Source organism: Bovifimicola ammoniilytica, from assembly GCF_025567085.1.
GTDB lineage: Bacteria > Bacillota > Clostridia > Lachnospirales > Lachnospiraceae > Bovifimicola > Bovifimicola ammoniilytica.
Genome location: NZ_JAOQJN010000008.1, coordinates 1 through 26,495, shown reverse-complemented (window position 1 = coordinate 26,495; position 26,495 = coordinate 1). Strand labels below are relative to the sequence as shown.

Annotated in this window: 19 protein-coding genes; 17 read left to right on the top strand and 2 right to left on the bottom strand. The window is 33.1% G+C overall.

All coding sequences use genetic code 11. The features are described from left to right. Positions 1-5: 5 nt before the first annotated feature. From dnaX to OCV48_RS10715, 8 genes are all read left to right on the top strand, one after another. The gene (gene dnaX / locus OCV48_RS10750; RefSeq protein WP_147591917.1) at positions 6-1,604 is read left to right on the top strand and encodes a DNA polymerase III subunit gamma/tau; all 1,599 of its coding nucleotides are present in this window, start codon (positions 6-8) and stop codon (positions 1,602-1,604) included. A gap of 3 nt (positions 1,605-1,607) precedes the next feature. Then, positions 1,608-1,964, top strand: a complete 357-nt coding sequence (locus OCV48_RS10745) for a YbaB/EbfC family nucleoid-associated protein (RefSeq protein ID WP_021982269.1) — start codon at positions 1,608-1,610, stop codon at positions 1,962-1,964. A 73-nt stretch (positions 1,965-2,037) separates the two neighbouring features. Further along, on the top strand, positions 2,038-2,634 hold the full coding sequence (gene recR, locus OCV48_RS10740) for a recombination mediator RecR (RefSeq protein ID WP_021982270.1): 597 nt from the start codon (positions 2,038-2,040) through the stop codon (positions 2,632-2,634). 40 nt (positions 2,635-2,674) lie between these two features. Beyond that, the gene (locus tag OCV48_RS10735; RefSeq protein ID WP_021982271.1) at positions 2,675-2,914 is read left to right on the top strand and encodes a hypothetical protein; all 240 of its coding nucleotides are present in this window, start codon (positions 2,675-2,677) and stop codon (positions 2,912-2,914) included. A 17-nt stretch (positions 2,915-2,931) separates the two neighbouring features. Next, positions 2,932-4,458, top strand: coding sequence for a hypothetical protein (locus tag OCV48_RS10730; RefSeq protein ID WP_021982272.1), 1,527 nt, complete (start codon positions 2,932-2,934; stop codon positions 4,456-4,458). 138 nt (positions 4,459-4,596) lie between these two features. Continuing rightward, on the top strand, positions 4,597-5,292 hold the full coding sequence (locus OCV48_RS10725) for a DUF6063 family protein (RefSeq protein WP_021982273.1): 696 nt from the start codon (positions 4,597-4,599) through the stop codon (positions 5,290-5,292). Between the two features lie 20 nt (positions 5,293-5,312). Next, on the top strand, positions 5,313-9,758 hold the full coding sequence (locus tag OCV48_RS10720) for a coiled-coil domain-containing protein (protein WP_147591916.1): 4,446 nt from the start codon (positions 5,313-5,315) through the stop codon (positions 9,756-9,758). Between the two features lie 91 nt (positions 9,759-9,849). Continuing rightward, the gene (locus tag OCV48_RS10715) at positions 9,850-13,266 is read left to right on the top strand and encodes a hypothetical protein (RefSeq protein WP_147591915.1); all 3,417 of its coding nucleotides are present in this window, start codon (positions 9,850-9,852) and stop codon (positions 13,264-13,266) included. A 137-nt stretch (positions 13,267-13,403) separates the two neighbouring features. Here the strand turns inward: OCV48_RS10715 and OCV48_RS10710 are convergent, their stop codons facing one another. Further along, positions 13,404-14,174 carry a DUF4097 family beta strand repeat-containing protein gene (locus OCV48_RS10710; RefSeq protein ID WP_147591914.1) on the bottom strand — a complete coding sequence of 257 codons (771 nt, stop codon included), beginning with the start codon at positions 14,172-14,174 and terminating at the stop codon, positions 13,404-13,406. Further along, positions 14,171-14,851, bottom strand: a complete 681-nt coding sequence (locus OCV48_RS10705) for a cell wall-active antibiotics response protein (RefSeq protein WP_262559653.1) — start codon at positions 14,849-14,851, stop codon at positions 14,171-14,173. The genes OCV48_RS10710 and OCV48_RS10705 overlap by 4 nt, the downstream gene beginning before the upstream one ends. A gap of 433 nt (positions 14,852-15,284) precedes the next feature. On the opposite strand from OCV48_RS10705, the gene OCV48_RS10700 reads away from it, so the two are divergent. From OCV48_RS10700 to OCV48_RS10660, 9 genes are all read left to right on the top strand, one after another. Then, the gene (locus OCV48_RS10700) at positions 15,285-16,730 is read left to right on the top strand and encodes a helix-turn-helix domain-containing protein (RefSeq protein WP_021982278.1); all 1,446 of its coding nucleotides are present in this window, start codon (positions 15,285-15,287) and stop codon (positions 16,728-16,730) included. Positions 16,731-16,986: 256 nt separating this feature from the next. Then, positions 16,987-18,048, top strand: coding sequence for a P-loop NTPase family protein (locus OCV48_RS10695; protein WP_021982279.1), 1,062 nt, complete (start codon positions 16,987-16,989; stop codon positions 18,046-18,048). A gap of 19 nt (positions 18,049-18,067) precedes the next feature. Then, positions 18,068-19,306: a CpaF family protein gene (locus OCV48_RS10690; RefSeq protein WP_021982280.1), complete on the top strand. Its 1,239-nt coding sequence runs from the start codon at positions 18,068-18,070 to the stop codon at positions 19,304-19,306. An 84-nt stretch (positions 19,307-19,390) separates the two neighbouring features. Further along, positions 19,391-20,248 carry a type II secretion system F family protein gene (locus OCV48_RS10685; RefSeq protein ID WP_021982281.1) on the top strand — a complete coding sequence of 286 codons (858 nt, stop codon included), beginning with the start codon at positions 19,391-19,393 and terminating at the stop codon, positions 20,246-20,248. Between the two features lie 24 nt (positions 20,249-20,272). After that, positions 20,273-21,145 (top strand): type II secretion system F family protein, encoded by an 873-nt coding sequence (locus tag OCV48_RS10680; RefSeq protein ID WP_021982282.1) that lies wholly within the window; start codon positions 20,273-20,275, stop codon positions 21,143-21,145. Between the two features lie 31 nt (positions 21,146-21,176). Further along, the gene (locus OCV48_RS10675) at positions 21,177-21,392 is read left to right on the top strand and encodes a Flp1 family type IVb pilin (protein ID WP_021982283.1); all 216 of its coding nucleotides are present in this window, start codon (positions 21,177-21,179) and stop codon (positions 21,390-21,392) included. 57 nt (positions 21,393-21,449) lie between these two features. Continuing rightward, entirely contained in the window at positions 21,450-22,106 is a 657-nt protein-coding gene (locus OCV48_RS10670; RefSeq protein ID WP_021982284.1) for a TadE/TadG family type IV pilus assembly protein, read from the top strand. A gap of 13 nt (positions 22,107-22,119) precedes the next feature. Continuing rightward, positions 22,120-26,004, top strand: a complete 3,885-nt coding sequence (locus OCV48_RS10665; RefSeq protein ID WP_021982285.1) for a DUF5702 domain-containing protein — start codon at positions 22,120-22,122, stop codon at positions 26,002-26,004. Between the two features lie 36 nt (positions 26,005-26,040). After that, positions 26,041-26,495: hypothetical protein (locus OCV48_RS10660; protein WP_394803278.1), on the top strand; the 455-nt coding region annotated here is incomplete at its 3' end.

Below are 26,495 nucleotides of genomic sequence, written 5' to 3'. Positions count from 1 at the left end.
TAAAAATGTCTTATACAGCTTTATATAGAAAATTCAGACCAGATAACTATAATGATGTTAAAGGTCAGGAGCATATTACAACAACATTAAGTAATCAGATTGTATCGGGAAGAATAGGACATGCATATTTATTCTGTGGAACAAGAGGAACAGGTAAGACTACTGTTGCTAAAATATTTGCCAAGGCAGTGAATTGTGAACACCCTGTAAATGGTAATCCATGTAATGAATGTCCTACATGTAAGGCAATCAGTGCTGGAATCTCTATGAATGTTATCGAAATGGATGCGGCATCGAATAATGGTGTTGAGAATATCAGACAGATTGTGGACGAAGTACAGTATCGTCCGACAGAGGGAAGATATAAGGTATATATAGTAGATGAGGTTCATATGTTATCAACAAGTGCGTTTAATGCGTTGTTAAAAACATTAGAGGAACCACCTGAATATGTTATATTTATATTAGCTACTACAGAAGCGCATAAGATACCGATAACCATACTTTCGAGATGTCAGAGATATGATTTTAAACATATTTCCGTAGATGTAATCAAAGACAGATTAAAAGAGCTTGCAGATATTGAGCATATGGAGGTCGAGGACAAAGCCCTCCGCTTTATTGCGAAAACTGCCGATGGTTCACTTAGAGATGCGCTAAGTCTCTTAGACCAGTGTGAAGCATTTAGTATAGGCGAGGCACTGACATATGATAAGACACTTGATATATTAGGTGCGGTGGATACAGATGTATTCAGTAATATGTTAAGAGCCGTTATCAGTGAAAATACTGTGGAATGCATGAAGTTACTTGAAGAAATGATTAGCTATGGACGAGATTTATCACAATTTGTAGTAGATTTTACATGGTATTTAAGAAATATGCTTTTATTAAAGACTTCTGATGATGCAGACGAGATAATCGATATGTCGAGTGAGAGATTAGAAGCATTAAAGGAAGAAGCAGGTATGCTGGATGTGGATACCATAATGCGTTATATAAGAATACTTTCTGAACTTACTAATCAGATAAAATATTCCTCACAGAAACGTGTGTTAATAGAGATAGGCATAATAAAACTTATGCAGCCGGCGATGGAAGTAGATTACGAGTCGCTTAAAAACAGAGTTTATAATATTGAAAAAAAACTGGAAAATGGTATACTAATAGATAATATGTCTAGCAGACCAGAGGCAAATATAAATGAAAATTCAAATGAATCTGATAAAGTAGTTAAGAAGTTAGAGATGGCTATACCTGAAGAGATAAAAAAGGTGGCAGACAACTGGCAGAGTATTACAAGAAATATAACAGGACATTTAGGAGTAGGTATAAGAAAGAACAGACTGAGTATCGATGAGAATTCAGTTTTGTGCATTGTATATGATTCCTCAATTGACTGGGAACAGGATAACAGGCCTGATAATATTAAACTTATTAAAGATGAGATAGCCAGAGCTATAGGTAAAGAAGTACCTGTGGAACTCAGATGCTTAAATTCTAAAGAGAATTATGAAACGTCATATATGAGTCTTGATATAGACAGTATTAATTTCAATGTTGAAGAAGTAAATGATGAAAATGAAGAAGAGGAGGACTTTTAAGTCATGGCAAAAAGAGGTGGAGGCTTTCCAGGAGGAATGCCGGGAAATATGAACAATCTTATGAAACAGGCACAGAAAATGCAGAGACAGATGGAAGAAACCACTAAGGAATTAGAAGAGAAGGAAGTTACTGCAACTGCCGGAGGCGGTGCTGTAGAAGTCACTGTTTCAGGTAAGAAAGAAGTTGTTAAGGTTAAGTTAGCAGAAGAGGTTGTTGATCCTGATGACATCGAGATGTTAGAAGATTTAATCGTAGCAGCTACAAATGAAGCACTTAGAAAGATGGAAGAATTATCACAACAGTCTATGGCTAAGATTACAGGTGGACTTGGTGGATTAGGCGGAGGCTTTCCATTCTAAGAACTGAATGATATCCTAATCAAAATTAAATAAAACCTAATACACAATTAATGTGTAGGAATGGGGACTAAAGATGGATTATTACAGTAGTCATATATCTAAGTTAATAGAAGAATTTTCGAGACTTCCGGGGATAGGTGCAAAATCCGCCGGACGTCTTGCTTTTCATATAATCAATATGCCACAGGAACAGGTTAAGGCATTAACTGATGCGATAACCTCGGCTAAGAACAATGTAAGATATTGTAAAGAATGTTACACACTTACTGATGATGAACTATGCCCTATATGCAAGAGTCAGAAACGAGATCATAAGACAATTATGGTTGTAGAGAATACCAGGGATTTAGCGGCATATGAGAAAACAGGACAGTATAATGGAGTATATCATGTACTTCATGGTGCCATATCTCCAATGCTTGGAATCGGACCCAATGATATTAAGTTAAAAGAATTGATGGAAAGGTTAAGAGGTGATATAGACGAGGTTATTATAGCTACAAACTCTAGTCTAGAGGGAGAGACAACCGCAGTATATATCAGCAAATTAATCAAGCCAACAGGTATTAAGGTCACCAGAATAGCTAGTGGTGTTCCGGTAGGTGGAGATTTAGAATATGTAGATTCTGTTACACTACTTAAGGCGTTAGAAGGAAGAACAGATATGTAGAATAGCTTTCGACGTTTTGCGTTGATGGAATGGAGAAAATATGGCAGGAAAAAGCTTTTGTTTTTATAAAGGTGAATTAGTTGATTGTAGTCAAGGACGAGTTCAGGATTGCAATGTTAAACAGGTAAGAAAATGTATACTTGAAGAACAAAAGGAAGTAGAGAAAAAGATTAGAGATAATAATGGTTTCTGCTTCTGCAAAGGTGAATTAGTTGCTTGCAGTAAAGGAACTATACAGGATTGTAACACTAAACAGTTACACAAATGTCCTAAAGAATAAGAAAGGTTGAATATACCATGTCCGAGGAATATACATTAGTCAGGGATATAGTTTACGACCATAATGAGCGTATGCTGAATATCAGAAAATATTACCCATTTTTCAAATTAGCAGATATTTCTCTAAGTCAATATAAAGAGGGAAAATTTGCTGTACTTGATATGGGATATATTGTGATGGCAGTATTGCGCTTTTTTATTGAAGAAAATAATTTTCGAGAGAAAATGGTTACATATAACGAATATATGACATTTATGCAAGATGTATTGAAACGTGATTTTGAACTTGTGATAGAAGAAGACGAAGAAAAGGAACTGATTGCATATATATTTGACAAATTAAAAAATGATGGTAAACCATTTTCTTATGAATATTTTGATCCGGTATCTAAGCAGCGTAAGACAGTAAGGACGAAGATACTTGACAACAAAATAGTAGATGATAATGTGGTGTATTATATAACCTCTGATGCAATAGAATTCTATCTTGATACCAAGGAGATAAAAGATGAGAGCAATATAACCATAGCACAAGTCCTGCTTACTAAGATGATTTCGACAAGAAATTTTAAGGGTGGTACAGAGGTGGTATCACGAATAAATAACGAGGTAAGCCGGCTTATTTCTAAGAAAAATGAGATATTAGGAATACTTAGCTATGATATATTCGAGGGAATCAAGGCATACGAAAGCTTTATTAAGACAACCGTAAAGTGGTTTGATGAAGAGCAGAAGCTATTCGATAAGAATAAACAATTAATAGAGCAGGCATTAAGGGCAGGCGAGGAAGATAATAAATTCTACGAGGCAATGGAGGACATATATCACTTAGAGAGTGAATTAAACAGGGCAATGAACAAGCACAGTGAACTTCTGAATGCCTGCACCATATTGCAGGCAAAAGCTGATGAAATGGTTGTTCAGGCGAAGTTCAACAGATTAAAATCATCATTTGATTTTAGAAAAGTGCTAAGTGATATGATCAAAAGTGATAATACAGACAACCTTAATCTGTTTACAAAGCCATTGCTTAAGCTAAATGTTAAGAAAACATTTTCGCTTACATTGCTTGATAATATGTTAAATATGAGAACGGAAGCAATGGAAGATGGCGAAAAGATTAATGAAAATAAGTATGATGAGAATTTCAAATATGATGATGAAATAGAAGATGATAGAATATCTGAAAATCATAGAATATTCTTAATGATTTTATTCGATATGCTGATTGCAAATGAAGAGTTTGATTTAATGCAATATAATGAAGAACTCGTTAAAAAACTTGGTAAAAATGTACTTAAGAATGGAGACTATTATTCGTTTGTAACACATTTGTGCCAGAAATCATTATATGATATGAGTGAAGTAATAGAGAAACCAGACACATTCTTAGAGGGCTTTATGAAGAAAGTCATAACAGAAGAAAGTGGTGGCGCAAAATATAAATATCTGACTTTCAGGATAGATTTCCTGGAGGATAATGAAATACTTGAGAATATGGGAAATGAAATTGTAAATGTACATTTCAGAAATGGAGCACAGTGAGAAAAATAATGCTGATGCGATTATTTTTCTCACAACTAATTGCGTTGCAGGCATCGCAATTAGTATTTATCGCAGAGCTAAATTCGGAATTTAGCTCGCGATTCCTCCGGCATAGATGCCTGCGGAATGGAGCAGAAAGTGGAAAATAGGAATTTATCTAAGGCGTTAGAAATAGTGTCGAAGCTGATAGTAGGTGAAGAAATCAGCAGGGATTCTAAGGAAACGGCTTCTTTATATGATGAATATATGGATAACAGCGAAGTCTATGATATTACAAATACTATTTGCAAGAATATGAATCTGTCTTTATATGAATATGAGAACTCTATATTCGCATCTGCAGGTGAGAATAACAGGGTATTTGGATATTCTAATGATGAGCTTAAGAAAGAGATAGGTGTTAAACTGAACAGGGAATTATTCTTATGTTATTTTATTATTTATAATGTAATAACCTGGTTTTATAATGATACAAGAAATGTAACTTTCAATGAGTATGTTAAAGTTGATGATATTATTAACTCTGTAGACAGTTCGTTATCTGGGGTGATAAATAATCTGTCGGTTTTATCACTCAATGAAGTCGAAGAGAACAGCTTTAAGACGATTGCACTTGTATGGGAAGACTTGCCTATCGTAGCAAATGAAGAAACTAATGCAAGAGCAGCAAGAGGTTCTAAGGTTGGTTTTGTCAAAATGACGTTGAACTTCTTATTAAAGCAGGAATTATTAATTGAAAATAATGAAAGATACTACCCTAAGAAGAGATTCAAAGCACTTGTAAGTAATTATTTCGAAGAATATAAAGGAAGATTATACGAGATAATGAAATAAAAAATAAAAAAGGAGTAATTATGCCACACATTAACAGAATCAGAGTAAATAATGTAAAGTACAATTTCGGAACGCAGTTTTATGACGATTTTATGATGCGTTTTTCATGTAAAAATACCATTTACGACTTGGCAAATGGTGGTGGAAAAAGTGTATTAATGCTATTACTTTTGCAGAATTTAATACCGAATTGTACTCTTGATGATAAACAGCCTATAGAGAAATTATTCAGAACAAATGAGGGAAGTACAACCATCCATTCAATGATTGAATGGAGTCTTAGTGATGTACATATTAAAGATGGTTTTAAATATATGCTTACCGGTTTTTGTGCCAGAAAGGCAAAGGAGCAGGGAGAGTTTGAAGAAAATGCAGATGGAAGCAGAAACGGAACTGCGATTGAATATTTTAATTACTGCATTTTCTATAGAAAATTTAATGACAATGATATAAAGAATTTCCCACTTACCCAGAATGGTGAGAGAATTACATATTCAGGACTCAAGAATTATCTTAAAGATTTACAGCGTAAGGATTACAATCTTGAAGTCAAAATATTTGAAAGGAAAGGTGATTATCAGAGATTCATAGCGGACTATGGCTTATATGAAAGTGAATGGGAGATTATCAGGGGAATTAATAAAACAGAGGGACACGTAAGAACATATTTTGAGACAAATTACAAGAACACCAGAAAAGTAGTGGAAGATTTATTGATTGAGGAGATAATCGAGAAATCGTTCAGGAATAAGTATGCAAATGATTCAGAGGACGGAAATCTTGCCGAAACACTTCTTAATATCAAGGATAAATTATTAGAATTATCTAATAAGAAAGAGGAGATAAATAACTTCGACAGACAGATAGAGATTATCGATGGTTTTGCAGGAAGAATTTCATCAATAAGACAATTATATGTTGGTATTGAGAATGCATTTATAAAGATTAAGAAAGCATATAATTCTCTTGAAGTATCAGAGAATAATAATAAGTCAGAATTAGAAGCGGCACTTAACGAGCGTAAAAATGTGTTAGCAGAGAAGAATAATCTGTCGGCTAAAGTTGAAACAGCGAAAGTGCTTGTGGATATGGGAGAATTAGAGAAGTTAGAGGCCGAGTTAAGCAGAGAAAATGAAAAACTTGTGCAGACAGATGAGGAAGTCAAGGCATTTATAGAGAGATTAAATATCTTAGAGGGTGGCAATTATTACCTTGAATATATACAGTGTAAAAAAGAATATGATAAACTTAAACTTGTAATGAATAATATTCTTAAGGATAATAAGACTCTGCTTGATAATCTTAAAGAGTTAGCTGCTATCCGAAAAATGTCTGATGATGAGAGAATTAACGAACTTACTTCTAAGATAAATGAAGAGAAAAGCATAAATGAAAATGAAACAGAACTTATAGCTGCACTCAAGACAGAGATTAAAGATTTAGATAATAAGCTAGCGGTATTAGATTATAAAGTGGCAGATTATGATAGAAAATCGGCTCTGATTAATAAAGAAATCATTGATAAGAAGAATATGACTTCACTATTATTACCAACAGATGCGGATAAAATGTGTGCTGCTGACAGGGATAAATTAGCCGCTATAAATGACAAGGCAGAGGAATTAGAAAGCAAATGCGAGACTAAATCAGGAGAAGTCATAACACTTAGACTTAAATTACGAGAAAATGATTATAAGTTAAATGATTTAGAGAAGAGAAAGAACATAATCGAAGAGAATAATAATAAGCTATTAAATTCATCTGAGAAGCTTTCTAAATTAAAGCAGGTATATGATGCCGAAGAATTAGAAGAACTTCTTAAGAAAATAGAAAAGACATATAAAAATATGTTAAATGCATCGTCAGAAGCTGAAAAGAAACTTGTAGAAATTGACAGACAACTTAAGGCACTCGAACTTGGAAGAGTGGTTAATGAATCAGCTGCTTTATCAGAGGTGCTTGAATACATCAGAAGATATCATTCTAATACAGCGGTTTCAGGAGCACAATACCTGGCAGAACTTCCTGAAGAAACAAGGTTTGAATTAGTAAAATACAATCCTGTTTTACCATATGCAATCATTGTAAAGGATAATTTCGAGCAGACGATAATGGATACACGCCTTAAGGAAAACTTAGAAAATGGATATACGGTTCCAATTATTAATGGTACGAAATTAGCAGAAGAAAATGTAGAATTAATTAATTCTGAAAATGTATTCTTTATCGGAGAAAATGCAGAAGAATTTTCATCAGATAAGATTAAGCAGAACATTGAACGAATCAAGTTATTACAGGAGAAACTCAATAAAGAGTATTTAAGAAAATTAGAAAATGAACAGGTAGTAAAAGAGGATTATCTGTTTATAAATCATATCGTTAATGATGTAAATGATGAAGAAATACTTAATCCTAAGAAAGCCTTAGAGAAAGTTAATTCAGAAATTCTTGGGAAAATCGAGGTATCTAAAAATCTCAAGGAAGAGATTGCATTTACGGAGAACGATATAAGAAATGTTAAAGAAGAACTGGCAGACTTAAGGAAAGAGAAAGAAGAAACAGAACAAGAGATTAATGTACTGTCAGAGATTAGTAGACTTATAACAGAATCCAATGTAGTCAGTGATGAGAAAACGAAAGCCTCCACAGAATTAGAACGACTTAAGAAAGAAGCAACAGACAGTAGTAAAAGACTTGCTGCAACAGAAAATATGTCTAAGCAGAGACAGATAAGAATTAATTCTATGGAAGAAGAATTAGATACCATAAAGAAAGACTGGTCAGAAAAATATTCTTCATATTATGATGAAACAGTGTATAAAGAAGTAAGAGACAATGAAGCAAAATACAATGGAAGAAGCAGAGATGATATAGAGACAGAATTAATGGCATTAATTGAGAGCCTTAAAAAGGAAAATTATGCCGTAGCAGATAAAGAAAAACTTCTTAATAACTATCAGGTATCGATGGAGAAGAATTTACAACATATAGATTATATGGGTGTAGACATAGAGGTGCTTAAGAACCAATACGATAATAACGAGTTAGTTGTTACATCTCCTAAAGATTTATCAGATATTAAGAGACAGGCTGACAGACATAAGGCAGTTAAGAAGGAGATAAGACAATCTATACAGGAAATGCGTTCTAATGCTGACAAGTTAAAGGGTAAAATAAGTCACGCAATTAATATTATTACTGATAAATATGGTGAATTTGACAAAAATTTGATAAAAGAGAGTGAAATCGATACATTTCTAAATGAAAATGCAAGACTTCTTAGTGATTTGACGGATAAAACAGACAGACTTGCAGGAGCAATATCAGAAATGGAACGTAAGGCAGTTACGATTAATATGCTTAAACGAGATATTAATAAATTAATGACTAAATCTGATATTAAGCCTGATATAAAGGCAGGTACATTTGAAGAAAATGCAGATATTGAAGCAGAATGTAAAAATGTCAGTGAACAGTTAGACAAATTCATAGATGAGAAATACAAGCGCTCTGAAGAATTTGAAAGGGAAATGTCACTTCTTAATGATACTTTGAAGAAACTGAATGCATTTGAATTAGCATCGGAAATAAGAATGAATGTAAGTATGCCTGCGGATTTAGATGAAACAGATGAATTAATAAAAATGCTTAAAGAGACTAATGAGTATATTAATCTTGAAAAGCAGCGTATACTTAAAGGCATTGAGGATATGCAGGTTATTAAGGATAATTTTGAGAATCAGTGTATACAGACCTGTACTAATATTAAGACAGAGTTAGACAGATTATCGAAGTTATCGAGAATTACAATGGAAGATGAAACAATTCCTGTAATTAACTTAAGAATACCGTATGTTAAAGAAGAAGTGTATAAAGACAGGATGTCTGAATATATCGACAGGGTTGCAAAAGGCGCAGATTCATTTGAAAAGACAGAGGATAAACTTAAATATATCAGAAATAATTTAAGCTGGAAGAAGATGTTCTCGGTTATAGTCACTGATATGAATTCGATAAAACTTAATCTTTATAAGAGAGAAAGAATTGCAGACCAGTCAAGATTTCTTCCGTATGAGGAGGCGGTGGGAAGTACGGGACAGTCACAGGGTATATATATACAGTTCCTTATTTCGATAATTAATTATATTTCAAGCATTAATTCTAAAAATGCTGATGCATCAAAACTTAAAAAAGTTATTTTTATCGATAACCCATTTGGTGCTGCTAAAGATATATATATATGGGAGCCGATATTTAAACTTCTTAAGACTAACAATGTGCAGTTAATAGTTCCGGCAAGAGGGGCAACACCTGCAATCAGCGGACGATTTGATGTTAATTATGTGTTAGGACAGAAGATAAGTAACGGACGTCAGCAGACGGTTGTAGTGGATTATTTCAGTAATGTTAATAATGATGAGCTGGATTACACAACTTTATCTTATGAACAGACAGCATTGTTTTGACAATAGAGAATGTGTGTGATACACTTAAAACATATGTAAAATTATAGATTAATATATCTTAAAATAGATAAATAAAGACGGAGGTATAGAGTTGGACAAGTACGAATATAATGTTAAATCAGACCAGATTAAGAAATTGTATTCACGTAAAGAGTTCGAAGCAGCAGCTAAGATTGCCGATGAAATAGACTGGTATCGTGTTAAAGACAACACTATGATTAACCGCGTAGCAGATATTTATGAGAATACTAAGCAGTATGAGAAAGCCAAAGAAGTTCTTCTTATTGCATATGAACGTTCACCATTAGGAAGACAGTTAGCTTATAAGCTGACTATTTTAGCACTCAGAACGAAGAATTTTGTGGAAGCAGATGAGTTCTATCAGGACTTTGTAGAGATGTCGCCATCAGATGTATCACAATATCTGTTGAAATACCGAATAGCCAAGGCAAAAGGTGAAGATATAGAAGTCCTTATTAAGATTTTAGAGGCATACATAGAAGTTGAGATGGATGAGAGATGGCAATATGAATTAGCTAAACTCTATCATGAAGCCGGAGAAGATGATAAGTGTATTGCTATGTGTGATGAACTTGAGTTATGGTTCAATGATGGTAAGTATGTAGACAAGGCAAGAGAACTTAAGAAGCTAATTACAGGCGTTCTCACAGAATATAATAAACGTTATGCTAAAGATAATGTCGCAAAATCTAATATAGCATCATCTAATATAGTATCAACAGAAGATTCAAAGAACATTACGAGTGTAAGTAATGGTGAATCAGATAACTTAGAGGTAAATGCTCCAAATGTTAATGCCGGTTCTATAGATGAATATGATGAAGATTCAGAAGACGATACACAGGCAGATAACTGGAACCAGGTGGATGCATTAGGTCGTGAAAGAGTTAGTAAAGTCAACGAAGAATCCGACGAAGATGAAGAAGCAGAAAGTGAAGACCACACAGGAATGCGTTCACTTGCAGAGGCAATTGTAGCCGGTAAAGAAGAAAGAAAAACCTCAAAATATAATAAGAAGAAAGATGATGAAGAGGTATTAGAAGATAATTTAGAATTATTAGATGACAACATAAGTGATGATGACGACGAGTATCTCGATGATGAGATAAGCGCAGAAGATGAGGCAAGAGCTAATGCAAATGCCGCAGCTAAAGAGGTCGCAAGAAGAGCAGAGGAAGCAGAGAAGAATATACCAAAGCTTACGGCCGAAGAGATAGCCGCAAATGAAGCACTTAAGGCAGCGGAGGCAGCAGCCTTAGAGGCACAGAGAGCAGCTGACCTTGCAAGACAGCTTGTTATGGAAGCAAAATTAAGAGCTGAACAGGTTAAGGGTACATCAGGCACTCCATCAGATAAATACAAGGGAATGACAGCAGATGAGATAAGCAAATCACTTGAATCAGAAGATATGTTAAGTGGTAATTCCGACTTAAGAAAGAAAGATTCAATGATTGAAATATTCGAATTTGATAAGGATAAAGAAGGTAAAGTAAGTAACATTGGTGAAGAACTCACTAAGACTGCTGAAATAGACATAGACGAAATCAATATCAGATTAGCTGATGAGAATAATCTATATAATACAGCAAACATTCAGGCTGCACTTGCTAAGAGCATGGAAAAACTTATGAATGATGAGAAGAAAGTCAGAAATGCTTTCGAGATGCAGATAGATGATGATAATGACGAGATTCGCCCGACAATAGAAGAAGATGATAATAACGAGATTCTTCCGGCAATAGAAGATGATGACAGTTATTTAGATGATGATGACGAAGATGTATATGATGATTCAGCAGACACAACAGAAAATGTAAAGGAATCAGAAAATGTTTCAGAAGTTGAAGAGGTCGAAGAATCTGAAATTATAAACGAGCCGGAAAATGTAATAGAGGCAGAAAATACTCCTGAGACAGCAGAGGAAAATTCAGCTACAGAAAATACAGTTAATGTAGAAGAAATAAAAGAAACAGAAAGTATTCCAGAAGTAAAAACAGTTGAAGAAGCTAAAGACATCCCAGAAGTAGAAACAGTTGGAGAAGCTAAAGACATCCCGGAAGTGGAAACAGTTGAAGAAGCTAAAGACATTCCAGAAGCGGAAACAGTTGGAGAAGCTAAAGACATCCCGGAAGTAGAAACAATTGTAGAGTCAGATGAATATAGCAAAGTCAATGAAGAATCTGCACCTATAGAAGAGATAAGAAATTCAGAAGAGACAGAAGAGGTAAAATCTGTAGAGACTGTATCTGATGAAGATGAAATAGAAGATGATTTAATTGATGAGCCAACTAAGAGAATAGACAGAGCAGAGATTAACAGAATACTTAATGCAAGCAAGAATATTTATCAGTCACTTCCGAAGTCAGTATTTGAGAATACAGAGGAAGAAGTTGAAACAAAAGTTGAAATGACAAAGCCTGAAGAAGATGATCAGATAGAAGGACAGATGACATTAGAAGAGGTTCTGGCAGAATTTAAAGATAATGAAGCTGATAAGACAAATGATAACGAATCTGATGAATTAAAAGAAAATACAAATGAAACATCAGAAGAAGCCACAGAAAATGCTGATGAGACAATAGATGAAGTTTTAGAAAATGCAAATGAAACGTCAGAAGAAGCCACAGAAAATGCTGATGAGACAATAGATGAAGTTTCAGAAAATGCAAATGAAACATCAGAAGAAGCCACAGATAAATCTAGTGTAGCTTCTGCAGACTTTGTAGTTAAGAATCACAGAATTCCTGAAGAATACAGAAGTCTATTCAATGATTTCGTAGGAACAGGCAGTATGGAAGAAAAGATAGCTGATACACTCGATAATCTTATTAATAAATTCGTTATGGATGGAACATCTAAGACAAATAATGTTATTATCACAGGTTCAGCGAAAATCGGAAAGACAACACTAGGCCTTAGTCTTATTAAAGCAGCTAACCGTGGAAGAAACCGAAGTGGTAGAAAAGTAGCAAAAGTAAAGGCATCTGTACTTAACAAACGTGGAGTTGCACTTGCAATGACACAGATACTTGGAACAGACCTCATCATTGAACAGGCAGGAAATCTTATGCCTAACACGATTATAGATTTAATGATTGCCATGAAGAATTATACAGAAGAAATGCTTATCGTGTTAGAAGATGATAAAGCAGCAATTGACAGAATGCTTGACAATTCACCTGATCTCAAAGGTTTCTTCTCTAACAGATTAGACATTCATGAGATGGAAATTGATGATATGGTTAAAATTGCTAAAGATTATGCAGAAGAACAGTTCTATATAATTGATGAAATGGGTGAATTAGCTTTATATGCGAAGTTAGATGATATAAGCGGACGTAATCCTGTATTATCAATAGAGGACATTCAGGAAGTTATAGATGATGCAATTGCCCACGCAAACAGATTTAGTCTTGGTAAAATATTTGGAAGAATTCATAAGAATAAAGATGATATGAGAGTTTTAAGTGAGCAGGACTTCTTATAGAATTATATTTAAAATGACAGAATGGCTTATAAATACTGGGTGTTAATCAGACAAATTATTGAATTAAGAATACTGATTAAGAATTAGTAAGAAAAGCATATTAAAGAGTAAAATAAAAACGGTTGAGTAGTGAAAAACTACTCAATCGTTATTTTTATGTTACCGACACCACTATCACATTTAATTTTATAGATTCCTTTATTATCTGAATAAACTCCCGGTTTCTCACCATTAATTCGGACAGTACCTATGCCACCATCAACATCAAATGAATAATCATTAATATCACCATTAATATTAATATCCATATTACCGACACCGCCATCGATTTCAGCATCGTAAAGTATGCAGTCATTTAATCTGATATTACCAACACCCATATCAAAATCACCATTCTCTATAACGCATGAAGTTAACTTAGTATTACCAACACCGCCATCAATTATTAATTTCTTCATAGATATGTCCTGAATCTTAATATTACCGACACCACAATCCAGGTTTAAAACATTTATTTCAAATTTTTCAGGAATATAAATAGTTATCTTTCCACTTCTTTTCCTGTGAAATGACAGAAAACCATGTTTTGAGCCACTATTATCAATGGTAAGTACACCCTTTGAATTAACAGAGCATTTAAAAGTTTCATATACATTTTTACATTCGACGGTAATTTCTGAATCAGTTGTCGTAACAATATTAACATTGGCAATGCTATTATCCAATGTAAGAGATTTAACATCATTGACTGAATATGAGCCGGAATAATCAGTAAGCTTACCACCACTGCCACCTATACCTCCGAATAAGAATAGGACTACATTTAAGATGCTGACTACAATCGCCACAGCCAGCAGAGCAGCTACAGCGGTTGCAACATATTTAATTGTTTTTTCAAAAAATCTCATTTGATAGTAACACCTCCGAACATTGTGGTTGCATTAATGAAGATAGTTGGTGCATTAATATTCTCGTAATCTCTGGTCTTATTAGTTATTCCACCGAAGATAGGAGTTCCTGATATTCGTATATTTACATTATCTGGAATATAAATATCGATTCCTGCAAATACGCAGTAGCAATTTATAACCGTATCCTCAGTAATAATGGCATCTCGTAAATCAATAATTACACTGCCGAATATACTGTTAGCTTCACATCCCTCAAATGTATCATGCGGATACACAACTTTATTAGATGAAAAAATAGCACTGTAATAATTAGATTTATTAAAATTATTCTTCTCATTTACCCATTTAGGAATGTTTTTTTTAATTAATTTATCCTTGAAAATAATTATGATTCCGATAATAATCAGGCAACATGGAATAAACAATTTATCCATTGTACTTTCGCTTATTATATTGAATTCAGTAAGCAAAAATGATACCCCAATAAGAAGAAATAGTGAATTGGAAATGCGTATACCTTTTGAAAACATACTTGCAATACTTGGCAGAATAAAAAGTAATGGCCAGAAGTCAAATATATCAATTTTGATTGAGGTAAATGCATTTAAGATATAAAGCACTCCGGCAGCTATAAAAATAAGCCCCCATATTAAACTTGATTTTCTGTTTTTCATAATAATCCTCATTTCTGAGCGACTTTGCTGTGAAGAGGCGATGAGAAATTCACACATGCGATTTCACATCTGCCATAAAAGCTATTTGCTTTCGCTCCGAAACAAATAGCTGTGTGAAAAATAATCGCATCAGCAATATTTTCCATACTACTTTCATTAACAGATATAATTTGCGCAATTTTATATATAATTTGCATAATGTTATTGATATAGTATATTGTATATAAGGTTGTAAAAAATGTGTAGTTACAAATGTCATATAAATGATGTGAAGAATGTTAGTTAGTATTATGTGACACATGCCGAAAGTAAAAAAAGCATATGTGTCACATATTGAAAAAAAGGGAGGTTTTGTTATTATAAAAATAAAAAATGGAGATATAGAAGTTTATAAAGACATTAAGATAAGAAATTGTGGTTACGGAGGAGAATAATGAGAACGTTTTCGGAGGTATTGAGAGAGATTGTCAATGAAAGCGATTTATCAATATATGGAATGGCAAAAGCTGTGGAATGTGATAGGTCAATGTTAAATAAAGTTATATCTGGAGACAGAAAAATTAATTTAGAAATGTTTTTGAATATTTATGGATATCTAAGAGGTTATGTTGAAACATATAAATTAGATGAGCTATATGAAGCATTTTGGGAAGAACATTTAGGTAATAAAGAATATAGAATAGTTAAATATATTAAGCAGAAATTTAAGCATATGAAAATGGAAGAAAAAGAGCATAAGAATCTTCAGAAATTAAAGCTTCAAGAAACAGAAGTTTATAAATATATAAAAGCTAATGATATAAAGGAAAGAGCAATTATAGACAGGCTATATGAAATGATGTGTAACGTAATAAATAATAATCGTTTTGTTAAGCTTTATGTGCATGTACCTGTATATTGGAAAGAAGTTATGAATTTCCTGAAATTTGCATTTAATATTAGCGAGGTTAGAGAGCATATCAAGCTTGTATATATACATACGGGATATAACAAAGAATACGATAGTGAATTTACACAAATTGCAAATTATTTAATTGCATATGAATTTTCATTAAACGGAATATCAACATATGATAAGAACAATTGGTGTAAATTAGAATATGAAACAGAACTTGCCCCATACTATATAATAAGTGAAATCGAAATATTTTTTATGCAAAAGAATAAGTGCATAATTGATGTAGACAAAAGTCAGGATACATATGAATCAATTATAAGTACTGTTAACCAGATGTACAATGAAAGTAAAAGATTTAATAATATAATGGCTAATGATAATTATAAAAAATTTCTTATAAATAGTATGAATGATAGCAGCCAATGCATAAATATCAGCAATAAACTCCCGGTTAAGTTATTTTGTACAAAAGAGATTTTTAATAGAGTTATAAAAGATGAATGTGAAGATAAAGAATTTCTTATAAATACATTGGAATTGTATTATAAAAATATCCGGGGGAATAAATGTGATATTATGGTTGCTGATATTGAAATGTTGAATTTTATGAATAATTATTCTGTAGATGAAATGAATTTTAACATGAAAAATAACGACAGAGATACAAAATTAGAAATTTTAAAAAATATATATAAATATTACGTTTTAAATAAAAATTCAATATTATCAATATTTAATAATAAAAAGTGCAGTATACCAACAGATTTAAGTATTGCAATTTTGTCCGGTAAAAAAATCTGTTCTATAGGATATATTGATATTGAAGGACGAAGAGAAAAAGCATTATCTATAATAGAGTCAGTTGAAATATGTAATCATTTTACAAATTTCTATAAATATATAACTTATTCAACCGGATGTCTGAATAAAGCTGAAATGATGATGTTATTGGATGGGATTATAAATACATACAAAAAATAAAGGATATAAAGAGGTTCAATGATAGATAGTATCTGTTGTTGAACCTTTTTAATATAAAGGTATGTTTAATAGAAATATGTGACGTGTAGAGGAAATAAAAAAACAGAATTGTCACATATTGAAAAGAAGTGATGTTTTGCTATTATTAAATATATACGAAAAAGCTCAAATTATAAAACATTTTGCAGATTGAAATTACAAGGACTAAAAATATCTGTGAAATTAATATGAATTCGGGATAGCTGGAGGAACGTGAATGAAAATAAAAGTAGCAATAATTGACACTAACATTGAATACCTGAAAAAGATAACAAAAGTAATCGAAAATAATTATGCAGATAAATTACAGCTTTTCTGTTTTAGTAATGTAAATATTGCTTTAGAGGGCATAAAGGCAAACAAAGCTGACATTGTACTGGTTGACATAGATACGGATATAGATTTTAAGGAACTGCCTAACCGATGCGGATATGCATATTTCACAGATTCAATAGATATAAAAACATATAAAGATATCAGATGTGTATGTAAATTTCAGAAAGTAGAGCACATATATAAAGATTTACTAGGTGTATATGCTGAGAAAGCAGCTTCAAGTGATGAGCAGATTGGAAATAATAATTTCAATTCTAAGATAATTAGCTTCTTCTCTGTAAGCGGTGGTGTAGGTGGTTCTGCAATGGCTGCAGCATATGCAAAGAGCAGAGTTAGAAAAGGGATAAAAACATTATATATTAATTTAGAGAAAACCGGAAATGTCGAAATTGCATTCCAGGGAAATGGTAATGGTGACCTAAGTGATATCTTATATTCCATAAAGAGCAAGAAGAGTAATATACGACTTAAATTAGAAAGTAATGTTAAAACAACCTTTGAAGGCTTGTACTTTTATGACAGTTGTAATACAGCATATGATTTATCAGAATTATCCAAAGATGAGATAAAAGAATTCTTTAATATGTTATCTTCGAGTGATTTATTCGATTTAGTGGTAGTTGATGCAGATTTAGATTTTGATGAAATATGTAAGGAAATAATTAAAAGATCTAAAAAGATAATATTAGTAGGTAATGGTTCGGAGATATCAAATGCGAAACTTGCCAAGACCATTACAGCCTTATCAATTATGGAAGAACAATTAGATATGAATATATTCTCAAGAGTTCTAATGATATATAACAAATTCAGAAGCAGAACAGGAAAAGTAGTTGAAGATGACAGAGTAAAGGTTATAGGCGGTGTCAGCCTCTATGAAAATGCTGAGTATGTACAGATAATAGAAGAAATCTCCAAACTGGGCGTACTAGATGAGATATAGGTAAGGCAGGTGGAGAAATATGACAAAGGAAATTGAAGAAGAAGCAATTGCTTATGTTAAATCTTATATAACAGAGAATCTTCCATTAAGTAATATGAGTGATGAGGAATTAATGGATGCTGTAGAAGAATTAGTAGGCAATTATTTTGCAAATACATATATTTCATTACAACAGAGAGCAGGAATTGTAAGACAGATATTCAGCTCAATAAGAGGTCTGGGATTGTTAGACAGTATTATCAGTGATGATGATATTACAGAGGTAATGATAAATGGTCCGGACAATATATTTATTGAGAAAAACGGAAAGCTTTCTAAGTTAAAAGAGACATTTGAAAGCGAACGAAGATTAGAAGATATAATTCAGCGAATTGTAGGATCGGCAGGAAGAGAAGTAAATCAGGCTAATCCTATTGTTGATACGAGACTTGCAGACGGTTCGCGTGTAAATGTTGTATTACCACCGATTGCATTATGTGGACCAACAGTTACTATTAGAAAATTCTCAAAAGAACCAATGACTATAGCCAAATTAATACAGTATGGCTCAATTACACAGGATATTGCAGACGTATTAGAGCTTATGGTAAAGGCGAAGTTTAATATATTCATATGTGGTGGTACCGGTAGTGGTAAGACAACATTTCTAAATGCATTATCAAACTACATTCCTAAGGATGAACGTGTAATAACAATTGAGGATTCGGCAGAATTACAGATAGAGGGTGTAGATAACTTAGTTAGTCTAGAGACCAGAAATGCTAATACATCAGGCAGCGGTGCCATTACGATTAGAGACTTGATTAAATCTTCACTTCGTATGAGACCTGAGCGAATTGTAGTCGGAGAGGTCAGAGGTGGAGAAGCATTAGATATGTTACAGGCTATGAACACAGGTCATGACGGAAGTCTTAGTACAGGCCATGCGAACTCTACCAGAGATATGTTAAGCCGATTAGAGACAATGGTATTACAGGGTGCAGATGGTTTGCCACTAGAGGCTATAAGACAACAGATAGCATCAGCACTTGACATAATAATTCATTTATCACGTTTAAGAGACCATTCAAGAAAGACTATGGAGATTACGGAAGTAGTCGGATATGAAAATGGAAAGATAATTCTTAATCCGTTATATGTATTTGAAGAAGATGAAGAAAGTACACTTGATAAGGTGTCAGGCTCATTAAAGAGAACAAATAATAAACTTAAGAATGATTTTAAACTTAAATTAATGGGCTATAAAGGTGAGATTTAAGTAAAGAGAATTAGGTAGAGAAAGTTAAACTGAAATTTATATAGCTTCTAATAGTACACAGGTAGAACATAAGGAGAGAAAACATTGTTTAAGAAGAAAAAGGAAAAAGAATTAGAACCTCAGTATTATATGTCAGAGACTAATATGCCTGTCTTAAATTACAGAGTATATTATATGGGCAAATTAGAGAAAATACTTACTTTTCTCTTTGCATTTGCCGTTGGTGCAGCGGTAGGTTATCTGTTCTATGGTGGAATAGGTAAAGATGTTGATGGCAATCCTACACAGACTACGCATATTCTTAATATTACCATATCAGGAATAGTCGGATTAATAGCTGCGAAGATATATATGCCAATGGCTGTTAAGAGAAAGATTGAAAAGAGACATTTAGAGCTGCGACTTCAGTTCAGGGAACTGTTAGATACACTAAATACATCTATTGGTAGTGGTAGAAATGTTACTGATTCATTTAAGTCGGCATATGATGATTTGAGACTTATATATCCTGATGATTCGTATATAGTCAGGGAATTACTCGTTATTAATTCAGGACTTGATAATAATATCCCTATAGAGAGATTACTTAAAGATTTCGGAGAAAGAAGCAATATAGATGATGTATCAAGCTTTGCGAATATATTCGAGACAAGTTATAGAAAAGGTGGAAATATCAAGGACATCATTGATAGCACACAGCAGATAATCAGTGACAAGATGGAAGTGGAATTAGAGATACAGACAATTATTACATCCAGTGCAACCGAGTTAAATATAATGTCGGTAATGCCAATTGCCATAATTGCCATGATTAAATTAATGAGTGCAGAATTTGCAGATAATTTTGTAACACCTGTCGGGATTGCTTCCTCAACAATTGCATTGGTAATGATAGTAATTGCTTATGTTGTAGGCAAGTGGATTATGAATATCAAAGTGTGATATATAGCATAGGAGGAGAATGATATGTTCCTAAGTAAAACAGACATAATTATATTAGCATTTGGAACGGTGCTTGGATTAATATTTGTAATTTCATTATTGGCATCTTCTAAATATGAATATCTTATTGAACCCTTAGATCCTAAGATGTTCAGATTAAAAGAGATATATACGGTAGGTTTTCTGTTAATGGATATCAGCAGATATAAATATAACTCTAAGAGAGATATAGAGAGAAAAAGAGATTTATCAGTTATATATGAAAGTAAATATGCAGACTATTACCTGAAAGTCTGCTGGGCACAGAGGGTGTCGCTTGCATATCTGTTATTAGTTATAGGTTTTCCATTCGCAGTGCTTGCTGAGGAAACAATGATGTTACTTATATTCATTATGTTTGCCTGGGCAGCTTTTGTAAGGTGTGGAGATGGTGCTAAAAGAATTATAGAAAAACGTACAGAAGATTTATTAAGTGATTTTCCTAATGCCATATCTAAGCTTGCATTACTTACGAATGCAGGAATGATATTAAAGGAAGCCTGGGAAATGACAGCTTATACAGGTAATGGTCCATTATATGATGAGATGAAGAAGGTAATTGTAGATATGGCAAATGGTTATACCGAGATAGAAGCGTATACCGAATTCGGTAACAGATGTATGATTTCTGAAATCAGGAAGTTCACCTCGACTATAGTACAGGGTATTACAAAAGGTAACAGAGAGCTTGTGTTAATGTTGAGAAAACAGAGTTCTGAAGTATGGGAAAGTCGTAAACATCAGGTCAGACAGTTAGGTGCTAAAGCCTCAAGTAAGTTATTATTTCCAATATGCATTATGTTCATTGGAATATTAATAATGATAATGGTACCTATATTTGCTAATCTGGGTGTTTAGATAAATTATGAATCAAAGGAGGAAATGTGAAATGTTGAAATTATTAGACAAAATGTACATTGGAATGAAGAACAGAGTTAACAACTTTCTGACTAATGAAGATGGTGCAGTTGATATCGTAGCGATTGTAGTATTGTGTGGTATCGTAATTGCTGTAGCAGTAATCTTTAGAGACGAATTACAAAAAGTTGTAGAAAGTTTATTCCAAACAGTAAAAGATAAAGGAAATCGTACAATTGGTTCTTAATCATTTATTGGTATTAGTGCAATAGGTTATAACATAAAGAAAGAGAGGATAGAAGTTATGCGAAAGTTTTTGAGTAAATTTAAAAATGAAAATGGAGTAGTTATTGTAGAGGCGACGATAATATTTCCATTCGTGTTCTTCGTTCTCTTCTTTCTTATATATTACGGAAGTGCAAGATATGAAAAGGCAAAGGTTGATTCGTATGTAATGCAGTCAGCTATATTAGGAGCACAGTGTTCTAAAGACCCATATCAATATGATATGTATAAGGACCCGAATAAGGGAATACCGACTACATACAGGAACTGTGAACCTTACAGATACTTTATAGGCGGAATGGATGATGTAGAGAATAAGATAAGCGCTGATGTAGTGAATTATATAAATGATACATCATCAACATTTTTTGTGGGTATGAATCCACAACTTAAGACTTCGCAGGATAAGATAGCGAAATTTAACAATTATTTGGTATATTCAACATTTTCAGTTGAGATTAGTTATGAGGTGAAATTCCCGATTAAATTTCTGGGATCAGATACACCTACGATTTTAGAATGGAATTCAAGAGCTGAAGTATCAGTTAATGATGCTCCGGAGTTTATTAGAAATATAGATATGGTGCAGGACTTATTCGAGAGGACTGCAGCAGGGGATAAGATAAAGAGTGCATTTAATAAGATTAATTCGTTTATAGGAAAATTCAGCAAGTAGGGAGATGTGAGCTATGATACAGATTTTTCAGAAAAAGAATGGTGCAGTGTCAGTATTTCTTGCAATAGTATTAGTACCGATGATGATAATTGCATCTATAATGATAGATTATGGAAGAGTGCAGCTTGGCAGGGCTATGGCATCTTCGGCAGGAGATTTGGCGTTAAATACTGCACTTACAGATTATGATAATGTATTAAAAGACGTATACGGATTGATGGCAACATCGCAGAATAATGATGAATTGTTAGAGAAATTAGAAGACTACTATACATCAAGCATAGTAGCACAGGGCGTATCTAAATCAGATGCAGATGATTATGTTGGTCAGATTATGGACTACATTAAGAATTCATCAGATAATTCATCAGTTGATTTTATGAATATGGGCAATATAGAGTTCTCTGTAGAAGAACCTAAAGCAGCCAGTTTAGTTAATCCTGCATTACTCAGAGGACAGATAGTTAACTTTATGAAATACAGAGCACCAATTAATGGTGGTGTAGCATTATTAGAGTCCTTAAAATCATTCTCGCACTTAAGCAAACAGATGGAGATAGTGGAGAATAAGCAGAAATATTATGAAGAACATGCTTCATTACTGGAGGACTGTGAGGCAGCTTGGGGATATATGGCTAAGTATAGAGCTTTGTTCGGTAATAAACAGCAGTTTCAGGATATAAAGACTTGTATGGATGAAGCAATTGATAATTACAATAAAATAAATAGCAAGATGATACATAATTATTATAATAATATGCCGACAAGATATTTCAATAGACCTGTTACATGTCATGAAGAGAATGGTAAATGGATATTGAATTATGATGATGGACAGCAGGTTCAGATAAGTACATACCATACAGACAAGAAGTCTAAGAATAGTAATTATGTTCCGTCTGAAAGTGATTTGGCAGAAGAGGTCGAAGCGCTGGAAATATATATGAGGTCAAATTCTACTTTTGTAGATATAGCTGCAAAATATGGTGGACAGGATAAATATTCAATACAGGTAGCAACACAGGCTAATATTAATAAAAATGCTGATTTTGCCAGCTATAAGAATCTGTATAAAATCTATACAGATTTTGAAGATATATACAATGTGCTATCAGATGAGAATAAAAATTCAACTGTTGAAATAACCGAGAAGAAGAATGGTAAAACAGTAACGTATTCATATAAAGTTAAACTAAAGTCAAATGAAAATCAGGAGGATGATGATACTCAGGAAGATAATACTGAAAATGACAGCAATACAAACCAGAATGAAAAGGTAACTACAAAGAAGTTGTCAGATTATTATAAGGAACTTAATTCAATATTTGTGGCAAAAATGAATAGCTTAAATACTGCAACTTATCCGATATTCTGGCAATATGCAGCATATGAAACCGAATATCAGAAGAATCTAGAGGATGCAAACACAGCTGTATCGACAATTGGCACTAATGTTAAAAGTTATAGAGATAAGTTGATAGAAGCAAAGGGATATCTTGATGACTTTAAGAACCGATTAGAAATTATTGCTAATAAAGTTAATCCAAACGGGAAAAGTGAACTCCAACAAACATTAAACACCTGGAATAATTCAGCAAGTGATTCATCTGTTTCAAATGATGCAATAGCTCAACAGGATAAAGCAGAGATAGAGCAGATGAAACAGTTTATTAAATATGATGATGTTAAGAAATTATTAGACAGAGTTAAAAATGTCATTACAGAGCTGGATAATGATATAAAAGAAATAGAAAAGTATACATATTGCGGCACATTTATAGGCGATATAAACGATCTTAATACGCTTAAAAATAAATTGTCAGGAGCCGAGGGAAGTGCATTAAGCAATCTTTCAATGGTTACTGCGACGTTGGATACATTATCAAGTGACATAGCAGGAAGACAGATAAAGTCGGGTAATTTTAAGGCAGATTGGAGTGGAGAAAGCGACAAGAACCCTGTATTTAGTGAAGACCAATATAGATTCTATACATACCTTTATAACAACTACGATAAGGGTGTGGAGGCTAAGAAAGGTAATGTTAATTCGGATGATACTACAAAGGCTAAAAATGAAGTTGATAATACAAAGGATAGTATTAAGGAAGCTGGAAATAAATCTAAAGATGATGCTAAAAAGGGTAATGATGTAAGTAGTGGAAGTATTAGTGGATATTATAGTGAAAATAGTATTACCGCACCATCGAAGAGCGACTTATATAAGGATATACTTACAGGTGCCTATGGAGATGTCCCAAGTATCGGTGATGATGCAGCAGATAAAGGCAATACATCATCTGGTCTGTCAGGTATGTTTAGTAAACTTGGAGATTTCCTTAAAAATGCAGCTATTGACGTACGAGATTATATATTCATAGAAGAATATATAATGAATATGTTCAGTTACAATACATATGAGGCAGAAATTAAAAATAAACTAGATGAGAAGAATCTGGATGCGTCAGAATATGCCAATAAAGCTAAAACACTTACTAATGTTCCTATAAATAAGGATAATAATTACTCATATCTGCAAGAGGTAGAATACATTATCTATGGAGATAATGGTACTACAAAGACATATGCCACAATATTTGGAATTCGTCTTGCGATGAATTGTATATATGCATTTACGAGTCAGGATATCAGGGATGGAGCATATGCGATAGCGGCTATGATGTTTGGTACTCCGCCGCTGACCGCATTAATTCCTGTGGCAAAGAATGGATTAATATTTGCAGTAGCGATAGCAGAGTCAGGACTGGATTTATCGCAGCTTAAAGAGGGTAAGGCGGTACCACTGGTTAAAGATAATAGTACATGGTGCATAAGCTTTAAGAATCTTGGTAATTTCCTGAAGAATCAGGCGGCAGAGGTGCTGACAGAAGGTGTCGATAAGATATCAAATATGGCAAAAGGTAAGGTTAATGAATGGCTTGATTATAGCGAAGAAGAATTAAAGGATAAGGTTAATGATAAATCAGGTGAATTAACGGATCTTGTAAAACAAATGGAAACAAATGTTAATCAGGAAATTGATCGTTATGTAGGTGTGGTTACGAATGAATTAACCACATTATGTACTAAAGCAAATGATATGCTTATGTATGGCGAGGACGATTTAGGAAATAAAATTGGTGATGATGAAACGCAGGCCAGACTAGACCAAATTAGACTTGATTATATCAAGAGGAATCTTGAAGCCTGGTGGAATGGCGAGAAAGTTAATATGGATACCTCGACTCTGGCATATAAGATTGAACAGGAAGCCGTCAGATATCTGCTTACATCTGCTAATAATGAAATTATAACCATATTGAATACAAAACCAAATGAATCAATTGATAAAGTCAATGAAGCAGCAACAGGTTTACAAAATAAAATAACGTATTTAAGTGATAATATAACTAAATCGGTAAAAGAATCCTGTACAGAAATTAATAACTATATCTCTAATATAAGGAGCAATTTGCAACAGGCTGCCAATAAAGGTGTTGATAAATTCAGAGATGAGTTAAATAACGGTATCAGCAATTTATTTGGTACAGGGAATAGCGATTCTAATAGCCTGGATATAGGAAAATCAAATACATCAAGTATTGCCTCAAAGTTTAAATTCAGATACAGCGATTATCTGAGAGTATTTCTGATGGTAGCACTTGTCACTAACAGTGATAATACAATGGCTAAGATGTCAGACATACTTGAGGCAAATATGTCTAAGATTACAGGTAAGACATTCAAGCTAGAGAACTCATATACCTATATTAAGATTAATGCTGAGGTAGATGTTAAACCATTATTATTAACATTACCTTGGATGAATGATACTACCGAGAAATATCTGGGTGGTAAGAATTATTATCGTGTTGAATATACAGGTATAAGTGGATATTAACAGAATAATCATAGTGGATAAAGGAGAATGAAAGAAATGAAGAAGAAATTAACAATGGCACTATTAACAGCAGGAATTATGGCAATGATATGTACAGGATGTGGGAATAATAAAGATAGTGGCAATAAGGATAGTGGGAAAGATACGAAAGTAACTACTACACAGTCAGATAGGAATGAAGAAACAGAAGTTACGGATGAAACAGAGAAAGATAAAACTGTTGATAAAAGTAATAAAGATGATTCGGATTTGGGAAAATATTATAAGGCAGAGGTTAATTATTATTTACCATATATGCATAATTATAGTAATACATTAAGTGAAATAAACGATTCAGAAAAGATGTTTTTCGCAATGTCAACAAATCTTGATGATAAATATGAATTAGGAGAAATTATAGAAAAGCATAGAGAAGATTTGGGAATGGATATTATATATGGGGATGTAGAGGAAAGAACATATAACATAGAGAAGCAGGAGAATTATACAAC

What these genes read in the sequence shown, in the direction of transcription:
- dnaX (WP_147591917.1), top strand. Translation starts at nt 6, where the DNA reads ATGTCTTATACAGCTTTATATAGAAAATTCAGACCAGATAACTATAAT.
- OCV48_RS10745 (WP_021982269.1), top strand. Translation starts at nt 1,608, where the DNA reads ATGGCAAAAAGAGGTGGAGGCTTTCCAGGAGGAATGCCGGGAAATATG.
- recR (WP_021982270.1), top strand. Translation starts at nt 2,038, where the DNA reads ATGGATTATTACAGTAGTCATATATCTAAGTTAATAGAAGAATTTTCG.
- OCV48_RS10735 (WP_021982271.1), top strand. Translation starts at nt 2,675, where the DNA reads ATGGCAGGAAAAAGCTTTTGTTTTTATAAAGGTGAATTAGTTGATTGT.
- OCV48_RS10730 (WP_021982272.1), top strand. Translation starts at nt 2,932, where the DNA reads ATGTCCGAGGAATATACATTAGTCAGGGATATAGTTTACGACCATAAT.
- OCV48_RS10720 (WP_147591916.1), top strand. Translation starts at nt 5,313, where the DNA reads ATGCCACACATTAACAGAATCAGAGTAAATAATGTAAAGTACAATTTC.
- OCV48_RS10710 (WP_147591914.1), bottom strand. Translation starts at nt 14,174, where the DNA reads ATGAGATTTTTTGAAAAAACAATTAAATATGTTGCAACCGCTGTAGCT.
- OCV48_RS10705 (WP_262559653.1), bottom strand. Translation starts at nt 14,851, where the DNA reads ATGAAAAACAGAAAATCAAGTTTAATATGGGGGCTTATTTTTATAGCT.
- OCV48_RS10700 (WP_021982278.1), top strand. Translation starts at nt 15,285, where the DNA reads ATGAGAACGTTTTCGGAGGTATTGAGAGAGATTGTCAATGAAAGCGAT.
- OCV48_RS10695 (WP_021982279.1), top strand. Translation starts at nt 16,987, where the DNA reads ATGAAAATAAAAGTAGCAATAATTGACACTAACATTGAATACCTGAAA.
- OCV48_RS10690 (WP_021982280.1), top strand. Translation starts at nt 18,068, where the DNA reads ATGACAAAGGAAATTGAAGAAGAAGCAATTGCTTATGTTAAATCTTAT.
- OCV48_RS10680 (WP_021982282.1), top strand. Translation starts at nt 20,273, where the DNA reads ATGTTCCTAAGTAAAACAGACATAATTATATTAGCATTTGGAACGGTG.
- OCV48_RS10675 (WP_021982283.1), top strand. Translation starts at nt 21,177, where the DNA reads ATGTTGAAATTATTAGACAAAATGTACATTGGAATGAAGAACAGAGTT.
- OCV48_RS10670 (WP_021982284.1), top strand. Translation starts at nt 21,450, where the DNA reads ATGCGAAAGTTTTTGAGTAAATTTAAAAATGAAAATGGAGTAGTTATT.
- OCV48_RS10665 (WP_021982285.1), top strand. Translation starts at nt 22,120, where the DNA reads ATGATACAGATTTTTCAGAAAAAGAATGGTGCAGTGTCAGTATTTCTT.